Source organism: Herminiimonas fonticola, from assembly GCF_040395855.1.
Classification (GTDB): Bacteria; Pseudomonadota; Gammaproteobacteria; order Burkholderiales; family Burkholderiaceae_D; genus Oxalicibacterium; species Oxalicibacterium fonticola_A.
Window position 1 is genome coordinate 1 of sequence record NZ_JBEBPO010000045.1, and the last position, 18945, is coordinate 18945.

The 18945-nt window shown below is 56.1% G+C and carries 19 protein-coding genes; 10 read left to right on the forward strand and 9 right to left on the reverse strand.

Annotation, left to right across the window (positions count from 1 at the left end; all coding sequences use genetic code 11):
• A partial coding sequence (locus tag ABWP27_RS07510) for an ABC transporter ATP-binding protein (RefSeq protein ID WP_353155318.1) occupies window positions 1–810 on the forward strand: 810 nt, incomplete at its 5' end.
• An 8-nt stretch (window positions 811–818) separates the two neighbouring features.
• Here the strand turns inward: ABWP27_RS07510 and ABWP27_RS07515 are convergent.
• Complete coding sequence (locus ABWP27_RS07515; RefSeq protein ID WP_353155320.1) at window positions 819–2066, reverse strand: DUF418 domain-containing protein; 1248 nt, start codon at window positions 2064–2066, stop codon at window positions 819–821.
• A 93-nt stretch (window positions 2067–2159) separates the two neighbouring features.
• Window positions 2160–3050: a YihY/virulence factor BrkB family protein gene (locus ABWP27_RS07520; protein WP_353155321.1), complete on the reverse strand. Its 891-nt coding sequence runs from the start codon at window positions 3048–3050 to the stop codon at window positions 2160–2162.
• 150 nt (window positions 3051–3200) lie between these two features.
• Between ABWP27_RS07520 and ABWP27_RS07525 the strand changes: the two genes are divergently transcribed.
• From ABWP27_RS07525 to mdoH, 3 genes are all read left to right on the forward strand, one after another.
• A complete protein-coding gene (locus ABWP27_RS07525; RefSeq protein ID WP_353155323.1) occupies window positions 3201–3527 on the forward strand; it encodes a hypothetical protein in 327 nt (108 codons plus the stop codon).
• Between the two features lie 387 nt (window positions 3528–3914).
• Complete coding sequence (locus ABWP27_RS07530) at window positions 3915–5447, forward strand: glucan biosynthesis protein G (protein ID WP_353155325.1); 1533 nt, start codon at window positions 3915–3917, stop codon at window positions 5445–5447.
• Window positions 5447–7954, forward strand: coding sequence for a glucans biosynthesis glucosyltransferase MdoH (mdoH, locus tag ABWP27_RS07535; protein WP_353155348.1), 2508 nt, complete (start codon window positions 5447–5449; stop codon window positions 7952–7954). The genes ABWP27_RS07530 and mdoH overlap by 1 nt, the downstream gene beginning before the upstream one ends.
• Before the next feature lie 21 nt (window positions 7955–7975).
• Here mdoH and ABWP27_RS07540 read toward each other — a convergent pair whose 3' ends face one another.
• The 5 genes from ABWP27_RS07540 to oxlT form a co-directional block, all read right to left on the reverse strand.
• Complete coding sequence (locus ABWP27_RS07540; protein ID WP_353155327.1) at window positions 7976–8203, reverse strand: hypothetical protein; 228 nt, start codon at window positions 8201–8203, stop codon at window positions 7976–7978.
• A 55-nt stretch (window positions 8204–8258) separates the two neighbouring features.
• The gene (locus ABWP27_RS07545) at window positions 8259–9197 is read right to left on the reverse strand and encodes a pseudouridine synthase (RefSeq protein WP_353155329.1); all 939 of its coding nucleotides are present in this window, start codon (window positions 9195–9197) and stop codon (window positions 8259–8261) included.
• Complete coding sequence (gene trhO, locus ABWP27_RS07550; RefSeq protein ID WP_353155330.1) at window positions 9166–10005, reverse strand: oxygen-dependent tRNA uridine(34) hydroxylase TrhO; 840 nt, start codon at window positions 10003–10005, stop codon at window positions 9166–9168. Before trhO ends, ABWP27_RS07545 begins: the two co-directional genes overlap by 32 nt.
• 88 nt (window positions 10006–10093) lie before the next feature.
• The gene (locus ABWP27_RS07555) at window positions 10094–11173 is read right to left on the reverse strand and encodes an AI-2E family transporter (protein ID WP_353155332.1); all 1080 of its coding nucleotides are present in this window, start codon (window positions 11171–11173) and stop codon (window positions 10094–10096) included.
• Between the two features lie 181 nt (window positions 11174–11354).
• Window positions 11355–12623, reverse strand: a complete 1269-nt coding sequence (gene oxlT / locus ABWP27_RS07560) for an oxalate/formate MFS antiporter (protein ID WP_353155333.1) — start codon at window positions 12621–12623, stop codon at window positions 11355–11357.
• Window positions 12624–13250: 627 nt separating this feature from the next.
• Here oxlT and ABWP27_RS07565 point away from each other — a divergent pair.
• From ABWP27_RS07565 to ABWP27_RS07585, 5 genes are all read left to right on the forward strand, one after another.
• Window positions 13251–13625: a COG4315 family predicted lipoprotein gene (locus ABWP27_RS07565; RefSeq protein WP_353155335.1), complete on the forward strand. Its 375-nt coding sequence runs from the start codon at window positions 13251–13253 to the stop codon at window positions 13623–13625.
• 44 nt (window positions 13626–13669) lie between these two features.
• Window positions 13670–14176 carry an RNA polymerase sigma factor gene (locus tag ABWP27_RS07570; RefSeq protein WP_353155337.1) on the forward strand — a complete coding sequence of 169 codons (507 nt, stop codon included), beginning with the start codon at window positions 13670–13672 and terminating at the stop codon, window positions 14174–14176.
• Window positions 14177–14186: 10 nt separating this feature from the next.
• Window positions 14187–14990: an anti-sigma factor family protein gene (locus ABWP27_RS07575; protein WP_353155339.1), complete on the forward strand. Its 804-nt coding sequence runs from the start codon at window positions 14187–14189 to the stop codon at window positions 14988–14990.
• Between the two features lie 230 nt (window positions 14991–15220).
• On the forward strand, window positions 15221–15880 hold the full coding sequence (locus ABWP27_RS07580; RefSeq protein ID WP_353155340.1) for a GGDEF domain-containing protein: 660 nt from the start codon (window positions 15221–15223) through the stop codon (window positions 15878–15880).
• Window positions 15881–15934: 54 nt separating this feature from the next.
• The gene (locus ABWP27_RS07585) at window positions 15935–16282 is read left to right on the forward strand and encodes a GFA family protein (RefSeq protein ID WP_353155342.1); all 348 of its coding nucleotides are present in this window, start codon (window positions 15935–15937) and stop codon (window positions 16280–16282) included.
• A 9-nt stretch (window positions 16283–16291) separates the two neighbouring features.
• On the opposite strand, the gene ABWP27_RS07590 is transcribed toward ABWP27_RS07585, so the two are convergent.
• Entirely contained in the window at window positions 16292–17209 is a 918-nt protein-coding gene (locus ABWP27_RS07590; RefSeq protein WP_353155344.1) for a pirin family protein, read from the reverse strand.
• A 28-nt stretch (window positions 17210–17237) separates the two neighbouring features.
• A complete protein-coding gene (locus ABWP27_RS07595) occupies window positions 17238–17621 on the reverse strand; it encodes an OsmC family protein (RefSeq protein WP_353155345.1) in 384 nt (127 codons plus the stop codon).
• Window positions 17622–17989: 368 nt separating this feature from the next.
• Here ABWP27_RS07595 and ABWP27_RS07600 point away from each other — a divergent pair.
• Window positions 17990–18945 (forward strand): isocitrate/isopropylmalate dehydrogenase family protein (locus ABWP27_RS07600; protein ID WP_353155347.1); only part of this gene is annotated, 956 nt, incomplete at its 3' end.

Consider the following 18945-nt stretch of genomic DNA (forward strand, 5'->3'; position numbering starts at 1 on the left):
AAATCGACGCTGGGCCGCATGGCGGTCGGCTTGCATACGCTGTCGTCCGGCACGCGTTGGTGGAAAGGCATCGACCTCGCAGCAACGAGCGCGGCAGAAAGGCGACAGCAGCAACTCGGCATGCAAATGATTTTTCAGGATCCGTATGCATCGCTGAATCCGCGCATGCGGATACAGGATGTGATCGGTGAAGCGCCGGTGGCGCACAGCATGATTCCCGCTTCCGAGCAAACCGACTATGTCGCCCGGCTGTTGCAAACGGTAGGACTCGATCCGGCACTGGCACGTCGTTTCCCGCATCAGTTTTCCGGCGGCCAGCGTGCGCGTATCGGCATTGCACGCGCGCTGGCGGTCAAGCCGGAACTGCTGGTTTGCGATGAGGCGGTGGCGGCACTTGATGTGTCGATACAGGCGCAGGTGCTGAATCTGTTCATCAAGCTGCGCGATGAACTGAACCTGACCTATCTGTTCATCAGTCACGATCTCGGCGTGGTGCGCCATGTATCGGATCGTGTACTCATCATGTATCTGGGGCGCATCGTTGAGTCGTCGCCGACGGCAGAATTATTTGCGCGGCCGAATCATCCGTATACCGTTGCCTTGCTGGCGTCGGCACCGAAGCTGGAAGTGAAGAAGATAGACTTCTATGCGGTCAAGGGCGAGATTCCATCGCCGCTGCATCCGCCAACCGGCTGCCATTTCCATCCGCGTTGTCCGCATGCGATGCCGCGTTGCAGCGTCGAGCAACCGTTGCTGAAGGAAGTCGCACCGCAGCATTTTTCCGCCTGCCATCTGAACGATGCAGTGTAGAGATTGAGCTAGAGAGTCGTTGCGTCTTTATTGAACTCTTTGTGGAGCTCTTTGTTTATATAACGACGCATCAGCATTTCCAGCGGCCCTTGCGCATGTCGCGCCAGCCACCAGCGGCTGAATGCCAGTTGCAGCAGCATGATGGCAAACGCGATACCCAGCCATCCAGCAGGCGGCCATGTTGCGCCCAGGCCTAAACCAAAACCTTGTATCAATATCGCGCATAGCAGTGATTGCATCAGATACAGCGTCAAGGCCATCTTGCCGACCGGCGCGAAGCAGTATTCCAGCCAGCGCCCGACATTTTGACCGGCCAGCATGACCGTCGCCACATAGGCTGCCGCCAGGCAGGAGCCGCCTATCGGCAGCCATGCGTAAAGCAGAAAAGCGTAAGCCGAAGGATGCAGCGGATCGATGGCTTCCGCCAGCACCATCGTGGCCCATGCCAGATTGAAGGGAATGCCGATCGCAAAACCTGTCCATTGCACCCGCCGCCAAAAGATCCGGTGCCGCCACGGTTGCGTCAGCCAGCCGCGCCGTACCGCCATCGCGCCGAGCAAAAACAGCACGGCAATATGCGGCAGGATGAACAGCGATTGCGTGGTCACCGACAGGTAATCGCCTATGCGCTGGATGGCGATGGTGAACAGATTGCCTTGCGTATAAATGAGACGCCCGGCTTCGACGGCAGCCACGGTATTTTTCGCCTGCTCATACAGACCGCCGGCCTTGATCATTTGCACGCTCAAGATGAAATTCGTCAGCAGCAGCACGATAAAGACGATGCTCCAGACGCGCAGATTGCTGCGTACTTTGTGCAGACGCGCACCGGCCAGGCCCGAGAGTACCCAGAAGCCGGCGATCGCATACACAGTGAGGATGTCGCCGAACCAGATCAGCGTGCCATGCACGATGCCGCAGGCGAGCAGCCATTTCAGACGGCGCCGGTACAGGCGTTCGGCGTCGCTCCAGCGGCCCAGCCTGCGTTTGAGCGAGCGCGTCAGCAGCACGAAGCCGGCGCCGAACAGAAAGGCGAATATCGGATAAAACTTTTGCTCGGCGAAGAAGGCGACAAAGGCGACTGACAGTACATCGAAGATAGAAGCAGTAACCGGCAGCACGCCGTAGCGCAAACTCTCGAAGCCCCAGATAAATGACCATACGTTCACCAGCAGGATGCCGAACACGGCAATGCCGCGCAGTGCATCAATGCGGTCTGAACGTGTAGCTTGCGGCGGATTTTGCATGTCGCTCATCGTTACCTGTATGAATGTTGCGCTGGCGATCTGCTTGCCAAAAAATAAAAACGGACCGCATCACTGTGCGGCCTGTTTCGCGGGACGGCGATTTTATTCCGCGCTGGAGAGTGCGGGTGAGCTTTCTGCAGCGATGCGGGCCAGGCGCCTTTGCGAAAAGACCCAGGTAAATTCAGCGCCCAGAAGAAAAATCTGCGCCGAATAATAAATCCAGGCCAATAGAATGACCAGTGAACCGGCAGCGCCGAAACCGGATGCCATATTGGTTTTGCCCAGATACAGGCCGATCAGGAATTTCCCCAGCGTGAACAGCAAGGCAGTCACCACCGCGCCGACCCAGACGTCGCGCCACGGTATGGTTGCGCGCGGCATGAATTTGTAAATCAGTGCGAACAAGGCGGTCACGACGCCAAACGATACGGCGAGATTCAGCACCTGCAGCACGATGTTCCAGGTGCCCAATACATCGCCCCACCATTTGCCGAGCGCGGCCAGTGCGGCGCTCAGGATCAGCGATACCAGCAGCATGAAGCCCAGCCCCATCACCATGCCAAAGGACAGCAGGCGCTTGCGCAGCATTTTCCAGAGGCCGCTCTTGGTTTCAGGCGGCACTTTCCAGATCCGGTCCAGTGCGCTTTGCAATTCGCCAAATACCGCAGTCGCTCCTATCATCAGCGTCAGGATGCCGAGCGTGGCGGCGATGATGCCCTGGCCCGGCTTGCTGACGGATTTCAGCAAGCCTTCCACTGCAGCAGCGCCGGTATCGCCCACCATGTCGCGCAATTGCAGGATGATTTCGCCCTGCGCCGTGGTTTGTCCAAAGAAGAAACCGGCAATTGCAATCACGATGATCAGCATCGGCGCCAGAGAAAAAATCGTGTAGTAGGCCAGCGCGGCGCCCATGCTGGGTGCAAAATCATTGACCCATGCCTGCACGGCTTCCCTGGTCAGCGACCAGGCCTGCTGTAGATAGTTTTCTTTCATTGCGATTTGCTTTCTGCCCGATGGACGGCGGCGCGGATTATGCGGCATCTGTGCAGATTGTACCGATAGTGCGCGCGCTTTCAATGATTGCCGCTGCGATGAAGGGCGATGCTATGCTGACGGCACGTTTGCGTTTTATGCAGAATCCCCATGTCGCGTCGCCATCATCACCATGTCTACGTCGTCGAGCTGTCGCCCGATGTACTGTACGAACCGCGTTTCAGAAAATCCAATCCCGATTACATTCGCGGTAAGCCGTGCGTGTACGTCGGCATGACAGGGCTTGATCCGGATCTGCGTTTCGACAAGCACAAGGCAGGTATCCAGAGCAATAAATACGTACAGCAATTCGGTCTGCGCCTGCTGCCGGAACTGTATGCAATGTACAACCCGATGCCGTATCAGGCTGCGTGCGAGATGGAAGTGGAGCTCGGCATAGGCTTGCGCGAAGCCGGATATGGCGTGTGGCAGGCCTGAGTGCACATTGCACCGATGCGGTTGTATGAATATTCGAGGCCATGATAGTTCACCGGCAGATCAAAAAATAAGCCTCTCTTTTTTGTAGCGATAGCGCTCCATGCAGCGCCTGGCATTCGATGGCACGCAATGTGCATTCAGGAAATCTCGCTGGAATATGCGGAAGCGTGCTCAATAGCGGAACTTTATTGACAGCATGCAATCCCATTGGCTAGACAGGCGCATCCAATAGAAACAGACGTTTCGCGTCGGGATGACGCTATTCCCCGAAAAATCATTCTCGTTCCGGATGGCATTGTGACGCCGGTCATCTCAGCAACCGTTTTCGTTTCTCAGGCGAAGCCGGTTCGGTATTTGTAGTTGCCAGGTTTGTATAGGTTGGAAAATATGTTGCAGAATTTCTTTATGTTCACGCGGGTGCAGTCAGGTATTTTGTTGCTGGCCCTTTCTTTTATTCCCTGTGTACCTGCGCTGGCCTTCGACTTCAACGATGTCGCAAAGAAGGCGAGGCAACTTGCGGCAACGTCCTACAAGGAACCGCAAAAGAATATTTCCAAAGGTCTGGAGAATCTGGACTACGATCAATATCGCGACATCCGTTATAAACGCGACAGCGCTTACTGGCGTAGCGCCAAATTGCCGTTCGAGCTGACTTTCTTCCATCAGGGACGGCAATTTGACAGCGCAGTCAGGATCAATGAAATTGCCGGCAATCGCGCGCGACCGATTCCTTTTGATGCGCGTGCTTTCGATTACGGCGCCAACAAATTAAGCGCGCAGGATTTGAAGCACGCGGGGTTTTCCGGTTTCCGCGTGCACTACGCGCTCAACAAACCGAACTACAAGGATGAGCTGGTGGTCTTTCTCGGCGCCAGTTATCTGCGTGCAGTGGGCAAGGAGCAGATCTACGGATTATCTGCGCGCGGACTGGCGGTGGATACGGCGTTGAACTCGGGCGAGGAATTCCCGCGCTTTGTGGAATTCTGGATCGCACGGCCTGCGGCCAACAGCAAGGAGTTGACGATCTATGCCTTGCTGGATTCCCGTCGCGTCTCCGGCGCCTATCGTTTTATCGTGAAGCCCGGCGAGCAAACGATTACCGAAGTCAAATCGCAGTTGTACCTGCGCGAGAACGTCAGCAAGCTCGGCATCGCACCCTTGACCAGCATGTATTTCTTCGGTGAAAACCAGCGCGCCGCAGTGGAAGACTATCGTCCCGAGGTGCACGATTCGGACGGCTTGTCGATTCAATCCGGCACCGGCGAATGGATATGGCGGCCGCTGGTCAATCCCAAGCGTTTGCTGGTGACTTCTTATGCCTTGAGCAATCCGAGCGGTTTCGGTTTGATGCAGCGCGATGAAAAACAGGCCAACTATGAAGATCTTGAAGCGCGTTACGAAGCGCGGCCCAGCGCCTGGGTGGAGCCGGTGGGGAAATGGGGTGCCGGCCGCGTGGAGCTGGTGCAGATACCGACGCCCAACGAATTCAATGACAACATCGTTTCCTACTGGGTACCGGATCAGTTGCCCAAACCGGGCGTGCCTATCAACTTCGACTATCGATTGTCGTGGCACAAGGGCATGCAAAAAGTGCCGCCCTTGTCATGGGTCACGCAGACCAGGCGCGGACATGGTTATCTGCGCAAGCCGGATGACAGCATTGCCCTGTTCGTCGATTTTGAAGGACCCATATTCAAGAAGTTGCCGAAGGATGCAAAAATCGGCGTGCGGGTCTCGGCCGACGGCAACGGTGAAATTCTGGAGTCGCATGTAGTGCAGAATCCGGCCACCGGCGGCTGGCGTGCAGCGTTGCGGATCAGGCGCGTGGATGACAAGAAGCCGGTTGAATTGCGCGGCTTCCTGCAAACCGTCAACACAACTCTATCGGAAACGTGGAGTTACATCCTGCCGGCGGATTGATGGACGCGCCGCTTATTCCACTGCCGTGTCGGCATTATCTGGATCGCCTGTCGCTGCCGCCGGCGGTACGTGACGGCATGGAAGCGCAACTGGCAGAGACGCCTACCTTGTCTACGCGTGACGCGATGACGCGGCTGCATCATATTCTGGCGCAGAAAAATGCCGATGCCGACAATCCGGCTTATGGTTCGGTCGCGGCACGTGCGCAACTGGCGCTTGGGCAGGCAGCAGTGTGGTGCGGACGTGACGACGTGCCTGGCGAAAATTCGGCCGAGAGAAAAGACCCTGCGCAATTACGCGTGGCGCCACCCATCAATCGCGCATCCATGGTGCCGCATCCGTGGGGCGCACTGAATCCCGTCACGCGCTGGTTCCAGGCGCTGTTCGGACGTGCGCAAGCCGGGGATGCCGGCGGGCAGCCGGCGGAAGACAATGCCGCACGCGGCGGCATGCGGCGGCTGGTGCTGCTGTTGCTGATGCTGGGGCAAACCGCACTTGCCACTTATTACATGAGTCGCGTGCTGCCCTATCAGGGCAAGGAATGGCTGGAGATCGCGATGCTGGCGCTGTTCGCCCTGCTGTTCTGCTGGGTCTCGGCCGGCTTCTGGACGGCGATGACCGGCTTCATCCTGCTGGCGCGCGGCAAGGATCCGTATCTGATTTCAAAAACTGCCGTCGCCGACGGTGCGATCGCAGCCGATGCCAGAACCGCCATTGTGATGCCCATCTGTAATGAAGATGTGGCGCGCGTGTTCGCCGGTTTGCGTGCGACCTACGAATCGGTGCAGAAGACCGGCCAGCTGGATCGTTTTGATTTTTTCATTTTGAGCGATAGCGGCAATAGCAATACCTGTGCGGCGGAAGTGGCGGCGTGGGCGGCACTCTGCAAGGCAGTGGATGGCTTCGGGCGCATCTTCTATCGGCGCCGGCAGCGTCGCGTACGGCGCAAGAGCGGCAATATCGATGATTTTTGCCGCCGCTGGGGCAACAACTATCGTTACATGATCGTGCTGGATGCGGATAGCGTGATGAGCGGTGCCTGCCTGAGCAAGCTGGTGCAATCGATGGAAGCCAATCCGGATGCCGGCATCATCCAGACCGCGCCGCGCGCGGCCGGCCGCGATACGCTGTATGCGCGCATCCAGCAGTTTTCCACCCGCGTGTATGGGCCCTTGTTTACCGCCGGCCTGCATTACTGGCAGCTCGGCGAATCGCATTATTGGGGACATAACGCGATCATTCGTCTCCAGCCCTTCATCGAACATTGCGCACTTGCGCTGCTGCCGGGCAAGGGGCCGTTCGCCGGCGAAATTCTTTCTCACGATTTCATCGAAGCTGCGCTGATGCGGCGCGCCGGCTGGAAAGTCTGGATCGCCTACGATCTGGATGGCAGTTATGAAGAAATGCCGCCGAATCTGCTGGATGAGTTGAAGCGCGACCGCCGCTGGTGTCAGGGCAATCTGATGAACTTCCGCCTGTTCCTGTCGCGCGGCATGCACGCGGTGCATCGCGCCGTATTCGTAACCGGCGTGATGGCCTACCTGTCGGCGCCGCTGTGGTTTCTGTTCCTGATATTGTCCACCGGGTTGCTGGCGCAACACACGCTGACCGAGCCGACCTATTTCACCGAACCGTGGCAGCTGTTTCCGAACTGGCCGCAATGGCATCCGGAAAAAGCATTGGCGCTCTTCAGTGCCACTGCCACGCTGCTGTTCCTGCCGAAAATACTGAGCGCCGTTTTGATTTGCCTCCAGGGTGCACAGCAATTCGGTGGCCGCATGCGCTTGCTGTTCAGCGTTCTGATCGAAATGTTTTTCTCGATGCTGCTGGCGCCGGTACGCATGCTGTTCCATACCCACTTCGTGATTGCCGCTTTCATGGGCTGGGCCTTGCGCTGGAAATCGCCGCCGCGCGAAGATGCGGAAACCAGTCCCGGCGAAGCATTTCGCCATCACGGTTTGCATACCTTGCTGGGTCTGGCCTGGGGCGGGGCGGTGTTCTGGCTGAATCCGACTTTCCTGCCGTGGCTGCTGCCTATCGTCGGCTCGCTGGCAGTGGCCATTCCGATTTCGATTTATTCCAGCAAGGTGGTTAACGGTTTGCGTTTTCGCAAGAAAAAACTGTTCCTGATTCCGGAGGAAGCAGAACCGCCGGTAGAACTATTGGCGACGGTTGCGCATGTGAAAGCCACGCCACCACCACCCGATTTCATTGCTGCGGTAGTCGAGCCGCATTTCAATGCGGTTGTCTGCGCAAGTGGCAAGTTGCATCTGCGACGTTCGCCTGCGGCACAGAAAATCAGCGCAGAGTCGGTGCAGACTGCCTTGTTGAGCGGGCCTTCTGCATTGGCTGATGCGCAAAAAAATATTCTGCTGAGCGATCCGCTCCATATGTCGCAACTGCATCTGGCTGTGTGGACTTCGCGGCACGCGCATGCGGATTGGCTGGAGCGTATCCGTATTCAAATAAATGACAGCAAGGACAAGGTCTTGCGTCACGCAGCGTAATGCGCGCGTGAAATTTTTGAGTCAGAAGCCTGCGCTTAGCATCTGGAAACTGAAGATGAGCATGCCAATCAGCGAAATGAAGAGCAGCGCAACGGGTATCAGCAGCAGCACGAATGCCAGAGTCTGAATCACCACTTGCCTGAGAGTTGATTCCTTGCCGCCGAAACGATCTGCGAGTTTTTCTGTAATCCAGAGTACGAGTGGTTGGGTCAGACTGCCAATAAAGCCGCCTATGGTTTCTAGTGACATCGATTTCCTTGGGTAGATGTGTTCGTCGCAGTGTAATGAATTTTAAGTGCGCTTCTTAAAACGATAAATTTTGCCGGCTTTCAAAGTGACGCAATTGCCGCGAAATCGGATCGGTAAAAGAAATGGTCTTCGCCAGCAATTTCAAAGGCTGGCTGTAATCCTGTTCTGCACCTTCATCCGGATACAGCTTCGGGTAAATGCGGTCGTTCACGATAGGTATGCCAAGCGCCGCCATGTGTGCGCGCAACTGATGCTTCTGGCCGCTGACCGGCTCCAGCTTGTAACGTGCCAAGGCACCTTCTACTTCCATCAGATCTATCCTGGTTTCCGCATTCGGCTCGCCCGCGACCTCTTCCATTTTCATGAACGCGGCGCCTTCAATCAGGCGGCTGCGATAAGTAGTCGGTAAAGCCAGATCGGCGCGATACGGTGCGATGGCTTCGTATTCCTTGCTGACGCTGCGTTCGCGAAACAGGGTTTGGTACAGATTGCGCGTGTGCGGCTGTATCGTGAACAACACCAGCCCGGCGGTTTCACGGTCTATCCGGTGCATGGGCGCCAGCGTATCTATGCCGAGTGAATTTTTCAGTCGTACCAGCAGGGTTTCCTGCAGATAGCGGCCGGCCGGCGTCACCGGCAGGAAATGCGGCTTGTCGACGGCGATCAGATAATCGTCCTGATACAACACCACTTCATCGAAGGGAATGCGTGGTTCGGCCGGCAGGCTGCGGTAGTAGTAAATCTTGCTGTGCGGCCGGTAAGGGCTGGTGACGCTTAATACGGTGCCGTGTGCATCCAGCACATCGCCGCGCTGCATGCGCACCACCCATTCGCTGTGAGAAATGGCCGGGAATTGTTCGGTCAGAAAATCGATGATGCGCGTCCACTGTCCGGGCGGCAAGGCCACGCTGCTGGGGCCCACGCCATTCCTGCTGGCTGGTTTGGCAACGTGATTCACCTGTTCACTCGCCGTCTTCGTCCAGGCGTTTGGCACGCTGCAAACGCCATTCCCATTCGGGCACGCCGCCGTACACGTCTTCCAGCGTAGTGTCGGTTTCCTGCAATTTGGTATCGAGCGCAATGCGGTTGTCGAAGACGAAGCACTCGCCTTCCCAGTCCTTTTCCGCATCCGGCATTTTCTCGAAGTAGTTAAGCACGCCGCCTTCGAGCTGATAGACAGGCACGCCCATATCCAGCATCCATGCACTGGTTTTTTCGCAGCGTATGCCGCCGGTGCAATACATGGCGACGCGCTTGCCTTCGGCTTGCCATTGCGGCACATGCTCTTCGATATATTTCGGGAAGTCGCGGAAATTATCGACGCCGGGATCGACGGCATTCCTGAATTTTCCAAGCTTGAATTCAAAGCTGTTGCGATTGTCGATGACGACCACATCGTCTTGCGCAATCAACTCGCGCCATTCCGCCGGACTCACATCGATGCCGGTTTTGCCGATGGCATCCACTCCCGAGACGCCGAGATAAACGATTTCCGATTTTCTGTGCACCTTCATGCGGGCAAAGGGCGCGGTATGACATGCGCTGCGCTTGAAGGCGATATCGGCAAATTTTCCCTGGAAAAAAGGATCGTGACGCAATGCCTGCTCGAAGGTTTCAATCGCGGCGGCCTGGCCGGCCAGCACGCCATTGATGCCTTCGTTCGCTACCAGGATGCTGCCCAGCAAATCGCGCGTGAGTTCGCGCAAATGTGCGACGACGGCATCGGCCTCGTCCAGCTGGACGAATTGGTAAAAGGCGGTATGCAGCAAGGTGTCTGCTGCGGTGGGCTCGATGTGGTTCATGAATGGAATTGTCGCAGAAGAAAAGAAGGACGTGTTTCCAGGGCCGGAAAAGCCGGGCATGCGCTTGCGTGCGAAAAATACACGTCAATTAATCCGGCCTGTGCAGTTTGTCCGCTTCCTGTTTTTGTTTTCCGGAAGAAAATATCTCCCATAAGGATATGAACAGCGCCGCAATCACCGGGCCGATCACGAAACCGTTCAAGCCCAGCAGGGCCATGCCGCCGACGGTGGAAATCAGTACGACGAAGTCCGGCAGCTGGGTATCCTTGCCGACCAGCATAGGGCGCAGGATATTGTCGACCAGGCCGATGACCAGCACGCCGAAGGCAATCAGCGTCACACCTTGCCAGACTGCACCCGTCACCAGGAAATAAATCGCCACCGGTACCCAGATCAATGCGGCACCCACTGCCGGCAACAGAGAAAGGAAGGCCATCAGTACCGCCCACAGCAAGGCGCCTTGTACACCGAGGAACCAGAAGGCAATGCCGCCGAGTGCACCTTGCACGGCGGCGACGATGATGTTGCCTTTGACCGTGGCGCGGATCGCGGTAGTCAGATTATTGAACAGCAGGCGTTTATGTTCGGTGTTCAGCGGTGCAGCCTGTTTGATGCGGGTGGCAATCTTGTCGCCGTCGCGCAGCAGGAAGAACAGGATGTACAGCATGATGGTGAAGCTGACCAGGAAGTTGAATGTGTTCTGCCCAATGCTGATGGCCTGCTTGGTGATGAACTCGCTGCCTTGTACCGCTGCGTTGGATAGTTTGGCCTGCAGGCTGCTCATGTCGGTCAGGCCGAAACGCTCCAGCTGGTTGACGACCCATGTTGGCAGGGCGGCGATGACTTTTTGGAAAAATACGCCGAAATCGAGTTGCCCCGAACGGATGTTGGCGTACAGCGCCGATGCTTCATGCACCAGAGAAATGGAGATCAGTACCAGCGGAATGATGACGAGAACCAGGCATATGCCCAGCGTTGTCAGTGCGGCCAGATTGCTGCGCTGATTCATCTTGATCAGCAGCTTGCGGTAGAAGGGTGAAAACAGAATGGCCAATACCGCAGCCCAGAATACCGCGCCATAAAACGGCAGCAGGATGCCGATGAAGGCGAGCGAGAAGATGATCAGCAAACCGAGAAAGGTCTTTTGTTGAATCTCTGGATAATTCATGGAGTGGGTGGCCGTGTGGGCGGCGCGCATGGTGAGGTCAGGCTATGCTACCCGAACTTGCACAGAAAGTGAGCGCGATGGCTCATATATGGACTGGATACAGCAGGGGGTGGCAGATAAAAATGCGGACAAAAAAAGACCGGCCTGAGCCGGTCTGAAGATTTGCAGCTGGAGGAATCGATTATTTCGATTCGACTGCAGCTGGTTTGCTCATGTGCTTGGCGCGCATAGGTTTCAATACAAACCATGCCAGCAAGGCAGCGCCTGCATTCAAACCACTTGCTACCAGGAACACTGCATACCAGCCGCCGCTGACGCTTGCCAAGACTGCCGACAGTGGAACCAGCAGGGAAGCGGTGCCTTTAGCGGTGTACAGCAAGCCGGCGTTGGCAGTTGCGTATTTGCTGCCGAAAGTATCGGCGCAGGTCGATGGGAACAGCGAGTAGATTTCGCCCCATGCAAAGAACACGATACCGGTCAGGATAACGAATGCGAATGGGTTGTGGCCGTAGTGGAACAGCGCCAGGATACCAACTGCTTCGATAGCAAACGCGATGAACATGGTTGGTTCACGACCGATTTGATCCGATACCCAGCCGAAGAATGGACGGGTCAGGCCGTTCAATACGCGGTCGATAGCCAGAGCGAATGTCAACGCCGGCAATGTGAGGCCCATCATGCTGACTTGAACGTCGAACACTTTGAAGTCACGTGCAATCGAACCCAGTTGAGCGGTTGCCATCAGGCCACCAGCTGCAACCATCACGAACATCAGGTACATCATCCAGAAAACTGGCTCGCGCAACACTTCCGATGGTTTGTAATCGCGTTTGGTTTGTTGAACGTTGGCGACTGCATCACCTTTCTTGTGCTCAGGAGCACGTGCCAGGAACAAGGCAACCAGGACCACGATGATGCCTTGGCCGATACCGAAGTACAGGAATGCATCCTGGTAGCCGCGGGTAGCGATCATGGCCGAGATAGGAATGATGGTGACAGCGGAACCGGCACCGAAGCCGGCAGCGGTCAAGCCAGCTGCCAGACCGCGACGGTCCGGGAACCATTTCAACGCGTTACCAACGCAAGTACCGTACACAGCGCCTGCGCCGATACCGCTGATGACAGCAGCAAGGTACAGCAGAGCCAGTGAATCGGCGAAGGAGTTGATGAACCAGCCGAGGCCGCACAACACACCGCCAACGATAACAACAGGACGTGGACCGAATTTATCGACGAACCAGCCTTCGATAGGTACCAACCATGTTTCGGTCAGCACGAAAATCGTGAATGCGACTTGAATTGCAGCGCGGCTCCAGCCGTGCTTGGCAGCAATCGGATCGACGAACAATGTCCAGCCGTACTGCAAGTTTGCGATCATCGCCATGGCGACGATCCCCAGGATCAATTGTGTCCAGCGGTATGACGCAGGACGGTTAATGGCTTCACTCATATTTGCCTTCTCTCAACTCTCAAGTATGAAAATGCACGTCTGACTACACGTGCCCTCGTTGCAATAAACAACGGATGATTCATGTCGATCATTTACAACCGTAACTATCTGTCAGAAAAGTTTGTAACCAATCTGAACTGTTACGCACGGTTCGTGTTTATTAAATTCAACGACGCTACTATCCGAGAATGGCGAATGAGTTGCTAGGGTTTACGTTGTAAATATAAGATATTCAGCATGTGGATATCACGTATTCGCGCCGCGATAAAAAATAAGAATTGTGGATACCACGTAAGATTTTTGTGGATAGTACGTAAGTTGTTAAGACTATGTGATTTCGTTGCGCGCACCGGTTTTTGCGTAAAACATGCGTGGAAGAAAATCGCAGTGCTGCAGCTTATGCAGGTGCAGCAGGTGGTAGTGTGTTTGTCTTGCCGGGCAGTGTGCATGCACGGCAACAGGCGGTGTGAATAAATATTTTTGTTTCAATGGAATAAATCTGTCGCATCATCGTTTACCTCGATATCAGCACATCGCTGTGTTTTTGGACGTACATGGTGAGAGTGGCGAGAATCTTCTCTTGTCGCCTTGCCGGCTTCATTTACCTTATCGAAAAGGAGTTCCAACATGAAACGCTCACTGATTCTGTTTTCTGCCATCGCCACCCTGGTTCTTTCCAGCGCCAGCTTCGCGCAGACGGCCCCTGTCAAAAAAGCCGACGGCATTCTCGTCACCAGCAGCGGCATGACCGTGTACACCTTCGACAAGGACGTTGCTGATAGCGGCAAAAGCACCTGCAACGGTCCTTGCGCAACTAACTGGCCGCCAGTTTCCGCCAAGGATGTCAAACCGGCTGCACCGTATTCAACCGTGACGCGCGACGACGGCTCGGCGCAATTGGCCTATAAAGGCAAGCCGCTGTACCTGTTTGCAGCTGACAAGAAAGCCGGCGATCGCAACGGCGATAACGTCAAGGATGTCTGGCACGTGGTCAAGGACTAAGTTCGCGTCTATGCAATTGTTGCCGCACATTCGTGGAGCACGTCATGCAGGATGAGCGCGATCGGCTGATCGCGTGCATCCCGCGCCTGCGTCGTTACGCGCGCGCACTGATAGGCGATCGCACGGGCGCCGACGATCTGGTGCAGGACACGATCGAACGCGGCTGGAAAAAGCTGTCTTCATGGCAGCGTGGCAGCGATATGCGCGCGTGGCTGTTCGGCATCATGCACAACCTGCATATCGATCAGGTTCGCCGTCCGGGCATCGTGACGGAAGTGCTGGATGACGATACGCCGGTACCGGCGAGCAGGGCGACGCAGACCGATGGCCTGGAAATGCGCGATCTGCAATCCGCCCTGGCGACTTTGCCGCCCGAGCAGCGGGAAATCCTGTTGCTGGTGGCGCTGGAAGAAATGTCTTATGAAGAGGTTGCGGCAACGCTAGGCTTGCCGCTGGGCACAGTGATGTCGCGCCTGTCGCGCGCGCGACAAAAATTGCGCGCACATATGGAAGGGCGAGCTGTCGTGTTGCCATTGAAGGTAGTCAAATGAAGGTCGTCAAATGAATCAGCTTGCGGTGACAGAAGCAGATCTGCACGCCTATGTCGATGGCGTGCTGAGTGAAGCGCGCAGCGCAGAAGTGGCTGCCTATCTGGACGCACGGCCGGAGGAGTTGGCGCGCGTGCAGGTTTATCGTGAACAGAACAAGGCATTGCGCGAGCTGTTCAACCCGGTGCTCGACGAGCCGGTGCCGTCACGCCTGGCAGCTGGCCTGCGTGATCGTTCGACGCAATTCGCACGCTATGCGGCGGGTTTGCTGATTGCAATCGTCAGTGGCGCCGGCGGCTGGATGCTGCACGGAGCCACACAAACAAGCATGCTGGCAGGAGATGCGGCAAAAAATGCGAATGGACAGCTGGTGCTTGCCGGTTTCGCACGACAGGCTGCAATTGCACACGGCGTCTACACGCCGGAAGTGCGTCATCCGGTTGAAGTCGGCGCCGATCAGGAAGACCAGCTGGTTACCTGGCTGTCCAAGCGGACCGGTGCGGATATGCATCCGCCCAAGCTGGGCATGCTGGGTTACGAATTGGTGGGCGGCCGCCTGCTGCCGGGCGAGAGCGGCAGCCCGGTGGCGCAATTCATGTATCAGGAAGCGGGCGGCCAGCGTTTGACCCTGTACGTTTCCACCGATCAGGCGCAGAACAGGGACACCGGCTTCCGCTTTGCACAGCAAGGCACGGTCAATGTGTTTTACTGGATAGATGGCAAGTTCGGTTATGCACTGTCTGGCGGCATCAACAAGGGTGAGCTGGCGCGCATTGCACATGCCGTCTACGAACAGCTGGACAGCAAGCCGCAATAAATAATGCAGCAGAACATGCAGTTTTTCTCTCATGCATGACGTCCATCTTCCTGCATCCAGCCGGAGCCGGCGCTGCCTTACTTTTTTCCAGAACTGAAATACGGCGTATTTTTGCGACAGATTCCGGCGTTTTGCACGGCCGGATGCGAAGCACATTGCCAATGAGAACAATAATTACGACAATGAAAGTCGCTGTTTTCATACGCCTGTTTCATTCTTACGGAGAGCATGTGAGCACTTGTCCCACGCAGGATATCCGTCATCTGACGATGCAGTTGAACAGTCTGCTTGAACAGGCCAGAGCCGGCAGCACGATGACGGCGATAGCCGATGGCTTGCAGGCTGCGCTGGAAACCCTGAGTGCCGTTGCCACACATGATGAATTGACGGGCGCACTGAATCGGCGCGGCCTGATGCAAAAGCTGGACGCCGAACTTGATCGCGCCAAGCGCACCGGCCATCCGTTTTCCTTTGCCGTGATTGCCATCGATCAGTTCCATGCATTGAATCGGCAATATGGCAGCGAGCAGGGCAATCGCATTCTTGAAAATCTGGCGCAGGCGGTACTTGCATTGATCCGTACGCTGGATTCGTTTGGCCGCATAGGTGACAATGAATTCGCGCTGATCCTGCCTACGACGTGGCTGGATCAAAGCGACAAGGCGATCACACGTTTGACGAAAGCAGTCGCAGACCTGAATTGGGACGACATTGCACCGGGTTTGGCAGTAACATTCTCCAGCGGCCTGACGACCAATTTCGCCGGCGATACGGCAGAACAAATGATGCGCCGCGCGAGTGAAGCGCTGGCGCTGGCGAAAGTGCAGGGGCCGGGTTCCAGTGCGCAACTGGAGGCGGCATTGCCCGATTTCGATCCGGACATGCTGTAAAAATACGGCGGCAGTGTTGCTGCCTTGATGTCATTGAGAGAGAAGGAGACGATGATGCAATACAAGGGATCGTGTCATTGCGGCCGACTGGCGTTTACAGCGGAAGGCGAAATCAAGCAGGTCGTCGAATGCAATTGCTCGTTGTGCAGCCGCAAGGGCAGCTTGCTATGGTTTGTGCCGCGGGCGAAGTTTGCTTTTGTTGCGGGCGAAAATGAAGCAAGCGTCTACAAGTTCAACAAGCAGGTGATTGCACATCACTTTTGCCCGACCTGTGGTTGCCAGCCGTTTTCCTTCGGCAAGGACCCGTCAGGAAACGAAATCGCCGCGATCAATACGCGCTGCCTGGAAAATGTAGATACTTCCACACTGCCGCATCATCACTATGACGGCAAGGATGTGTAAGGTGTCGGTTCAGGGATAGCCGACGGGTTTGCCGGGGATGTCCGGCATCGGAATGAATTCGGTTTCACCCGGTACGTCGGCAAAGCGGCGTTGCTGCCAGTCTTCCTTGGCCTGCTCCAGTCGCTCGACAGAACTCGATACGAAATTCCACGATAGATAACGCGAGCCATCCATAGGTTCGCCACCCAGCAGCATCAGCTTGGTGATGCCTGGCCCGGCGCCACGCAATGTGACGGCCGTATTTGCCTTCAGCACCAGCAGCTGGCCGGCGTTGAACATGCCATCGCGTCCCAGATCAAGCTGGCCTTCGATGACATACATCGCCTGTTCCGGATATTCGGCAGGTATGTCCAGTCTTGCACCCGCTTGCAGTTGCACATCGACGTAAAACAGATCGGACAGCGTGGCGACCGGCGATTTTTTGCCGAAGAAACTGCCGGCAATAATTTTTGCCGATGCGCCATCGCCTTCGATGATCGGTAACTGATCGGCTGCCGTGTGCTCGAAAGCGGGAGCGATCTCTTCATATTTCTTTGGCAGTGCAACCCAGCATTGCAAACCGTACAGCGATGAACCGCTGGTGCGCAATGCGGCGCCGGTGCGTTCAGAATGCACGATGCCGCTGCCGGCCGTCATCCAGTTGACGGCGCCCGGCTGGATAGTCTGCAGCGAACCGAGGCTGTCGCGATGCACGATTTCGCCATCGTACAGATAAGTAACGGTGGCGAGACCGATGTGCGGATGCGGCCGCACATCCAGTCCGCGCCCCGCCACAAATGCATGCGGCCCCATCTGGTCGAGAAAGACGAAAGGACCGACCATGCGCTTCTGTGCAGTCGGCAAGGCACGCCGTACTTCAAAGTTGTCGCCGAGGTCGCGCGTACGCGGGATGACAACGGTTTCCAGTGCGCTTTGGTCGGTATCCATGATCTATCCAGACTTGGTTGGGTTTGCCTTAGTTGGCTTGCGTAATGATCTTGATCTCGCCGGACAGCGCCTTGTGTACCGGGCATTTGTCGGCGATCTTGTTCAAGTTGTCTTTTTGTTCGGCGCTCAGGTTGCCGTGATAGTGCAGCGTGCGATTGAATACATAGACGCCATCCTGTTCGGCGGCGACGACCGTCACATCGACTTTCTCCAGCGGGATTTCCTTGCGGCCGGCATACATATTCAGCGTCACTGCAGTGCAAGCACCGAGTGCAGCTGCCAGCAGATCGTGCGGCACAAAGCCTGCATCGTCGCCGCCGAAAGCCGATGGCGCATCGGCAATGAGTGTGTGTGGACCTGCTGCGACGATGTGTTGCAGCTTGCCTGCACCTTTTGTTACTTTGATTTCCATCTGTAATGCCCCTGGATTTTTATGTGTGATTGATAGGAGGGCTGACAACCGCTGTTGGATCGACAGTAATTTCTTCCCCGAATAGTTGCTCTTGCATCTGTTTGCCTGCGCCAGAGCAAGTGCCTGCATCACTATAGCCTAGGCGGAAATACGCTGTCTTGATCTGGGTTTGGTTTGCCGATTTGCAGTCTTGTCAAAAAATTCATTTGCTCAGAAAATTTCCAACTCTTATATATGACATAAGACTTTTGCGTTAAACTACGTCCTGCGACTTTTACACAAAGTGCTTTTACTCAAAGCTTATTGACTCAAACGTATTGATTCAAGCTTACGCGCTCTCATTATCTTGATCATGGATAGGACACAACATGCTTAACCCTGGCACGCAGAAACAAATTCCGGTCACGCTTATTCCCGGCGATGGTATCGGCCCTGAAATCGTTGATGTGGCTGTGCGCGTGTTCGATGCGCTGGGCAATCCATTCGCATGGGAAACACAGCAAGCCGGTGTCAATGCACTGGAAAAAAGCGGCGATTTGCTGCCGCAAGCGACGCTGGACAGCATCAGCCGTACCGGTCTCGCGCTGAAAGGCCCGCTGAGCACGCCTATCGGTGGCGGCTTCCGCTCCGTCAATGTGCGTTTGCGCGAAACTTTCCAGTTGTATGCGAATGTGCGTCCTGCGCGCACCATCGTGCCTGGCGGCCGTTACGAGAAAATCGATCTGGTGCTGGTGCGCGAGAATCTCGAAGGCTTGTACGTTGGCCACGAACACTACGTGCCTATCGGCGACGATGCACATGCGGTTGCAATGGCGACCGGCATCAATACGCGTGCCGGCAGCCGTCGCATTGCCAAGTTCGCATTCGACTATGCGGTACGCAACAACCGTCACAAAGTCACCATCGTGCACAAGGCCAATGTGCTGAAGGCATTGACGGGCCTGTTCCTGGAAACGGCGAAGCAGGTCGGCCTCCATTACGCCGATCAGATCGAGTTCAACGATCGCATCGTCGATGCCTGTGCGATGCAGCTGGTATTGAATCCGTGGCAGTTTGACGTCATTGTTTCCACTAATCTGTTCGGCGATATCCTGTCCGATCAGATCGCCGGTCTGGTGGGCGGCTTGGGCATGGCGCCGGGTGCGAATATCGGCGAACGTGCCGCCATCTTTGAAGCGGTGCACGGTTCTGCACCGGATATCGCCGGCAAAGACATGGCTAATCCAACCGCGCTGTTGCTGGCAGCGGCGCTGATGCTGGAGCACAAAGGTTTGCACGCACAGGCCAAACTGCTGCGCGATGCCATCGATTCCGTCCTGAGTAC

Bases quoted from the DNA above. Each gene is read 5' to 3' on its own strand.
- ABWP27_RS07515 (WP_353155320.1), bottom strand. From the start codon at position 2,066: ATGAGCGACATGCAAAATCCGCCGCAAGCTACACGTTCAGACCGCATT.
- ABWP27_RS07520 (WP_353155321.1), bottom strand. From the start codon at position 3,050: ATGAAAGAAAACTATCTACAGCAGGCCTGGTCGCTGACCAGGGAAGCC.
- ABWP27_RS07525 (WP_353155323.1), top strand. From the start codon at position 3,201: ATGTCGCGTCGCCATCATCACCATGTCTACGTCGTCGAGCTGTCGCCC.
- ABWP27_RS07530 (WP_353155325.1), top strand. From the start codon at position 3,915: ATGTTGCAGAATTTCTTTATGTTCACGCGGGTGCAGTCAGGTATTTTG.
- mdoH (WP_353155348.1), top strand. From the start codon at position 5,447: ATGGACGCGCCGCTTATTCCACTGCCGTGTCGGCATTATCTGGATCGC.
- ABWP27_RS07540 (WP_353155327.1), bottom strand. From the start codon at position 8,203: ATGTCACTAGAAACCATAGGCGGCTTTATTGGCAGTCTGACCCAACCA.
- trhO (WP_353155330.1), bottom strand. From the start codon at position 10,005: ATGAACCACATCGAGCCCACCGCAGCAGACACCTTGCTGCATACCGCC.
- ABWP27_RS07555 (WP_353155332.1), bottom strand. From the start codon at position 11,173: ATGAATTATCCAGAGATTCAACAAAAGACCTTTCTCGGTTTGCTGATC.
- oxlT (WP_353155333.1), bottom strand. From the start codon at position 12,623: ATGAGTGAAGCCATTAACCGTCCTGCGTCATACCGCTGGACACAATTG.
- ABWP27_RS07565 (WP_353155335.1), top strand. From the start codon at position 13,251: ATGAAACGCTCACTGATTCTGTTTTCTGCCATCGCCACCCTGGTTCTT.
- ABWP27_RS07570 (WP_353155337.1), top strand. From the start codon at position 13,670: ATGCAGGATGAGCGCGATCGGCTGATCGCGTGCATCCCGCGCCTGCGT.
- ABWP27_RS07575 (WP_353155339.1), top strand. From the start codon at position 14,187: ATGAATCAGCTTGCGGTGACAGAAGCAGATCTGCACGCCTATGTCGAT.
- ABWP27_RS07585 (WP_353155342.1), top strand. From the start codon at position 15,935: ATGCAATACAAGGGATCGTGTCATTGCGGCCGACTGGCGTTTACAGCG.
- ABWP27_RS07590 (WP_353155344.1), bottom strand. From the start codon at position 17,209: ATGGATACCGACCAAAGCGCACTGGAAACCGTTGTCATCCCGCGTACG.
- ABWP27_RS07595 (WP_353155345.1), bottom strand. From the start codon at position 17,621: ATGGAAATCAAAGTAACAAAAGGTGCAGGCAAGCTGCAACACATCGTC.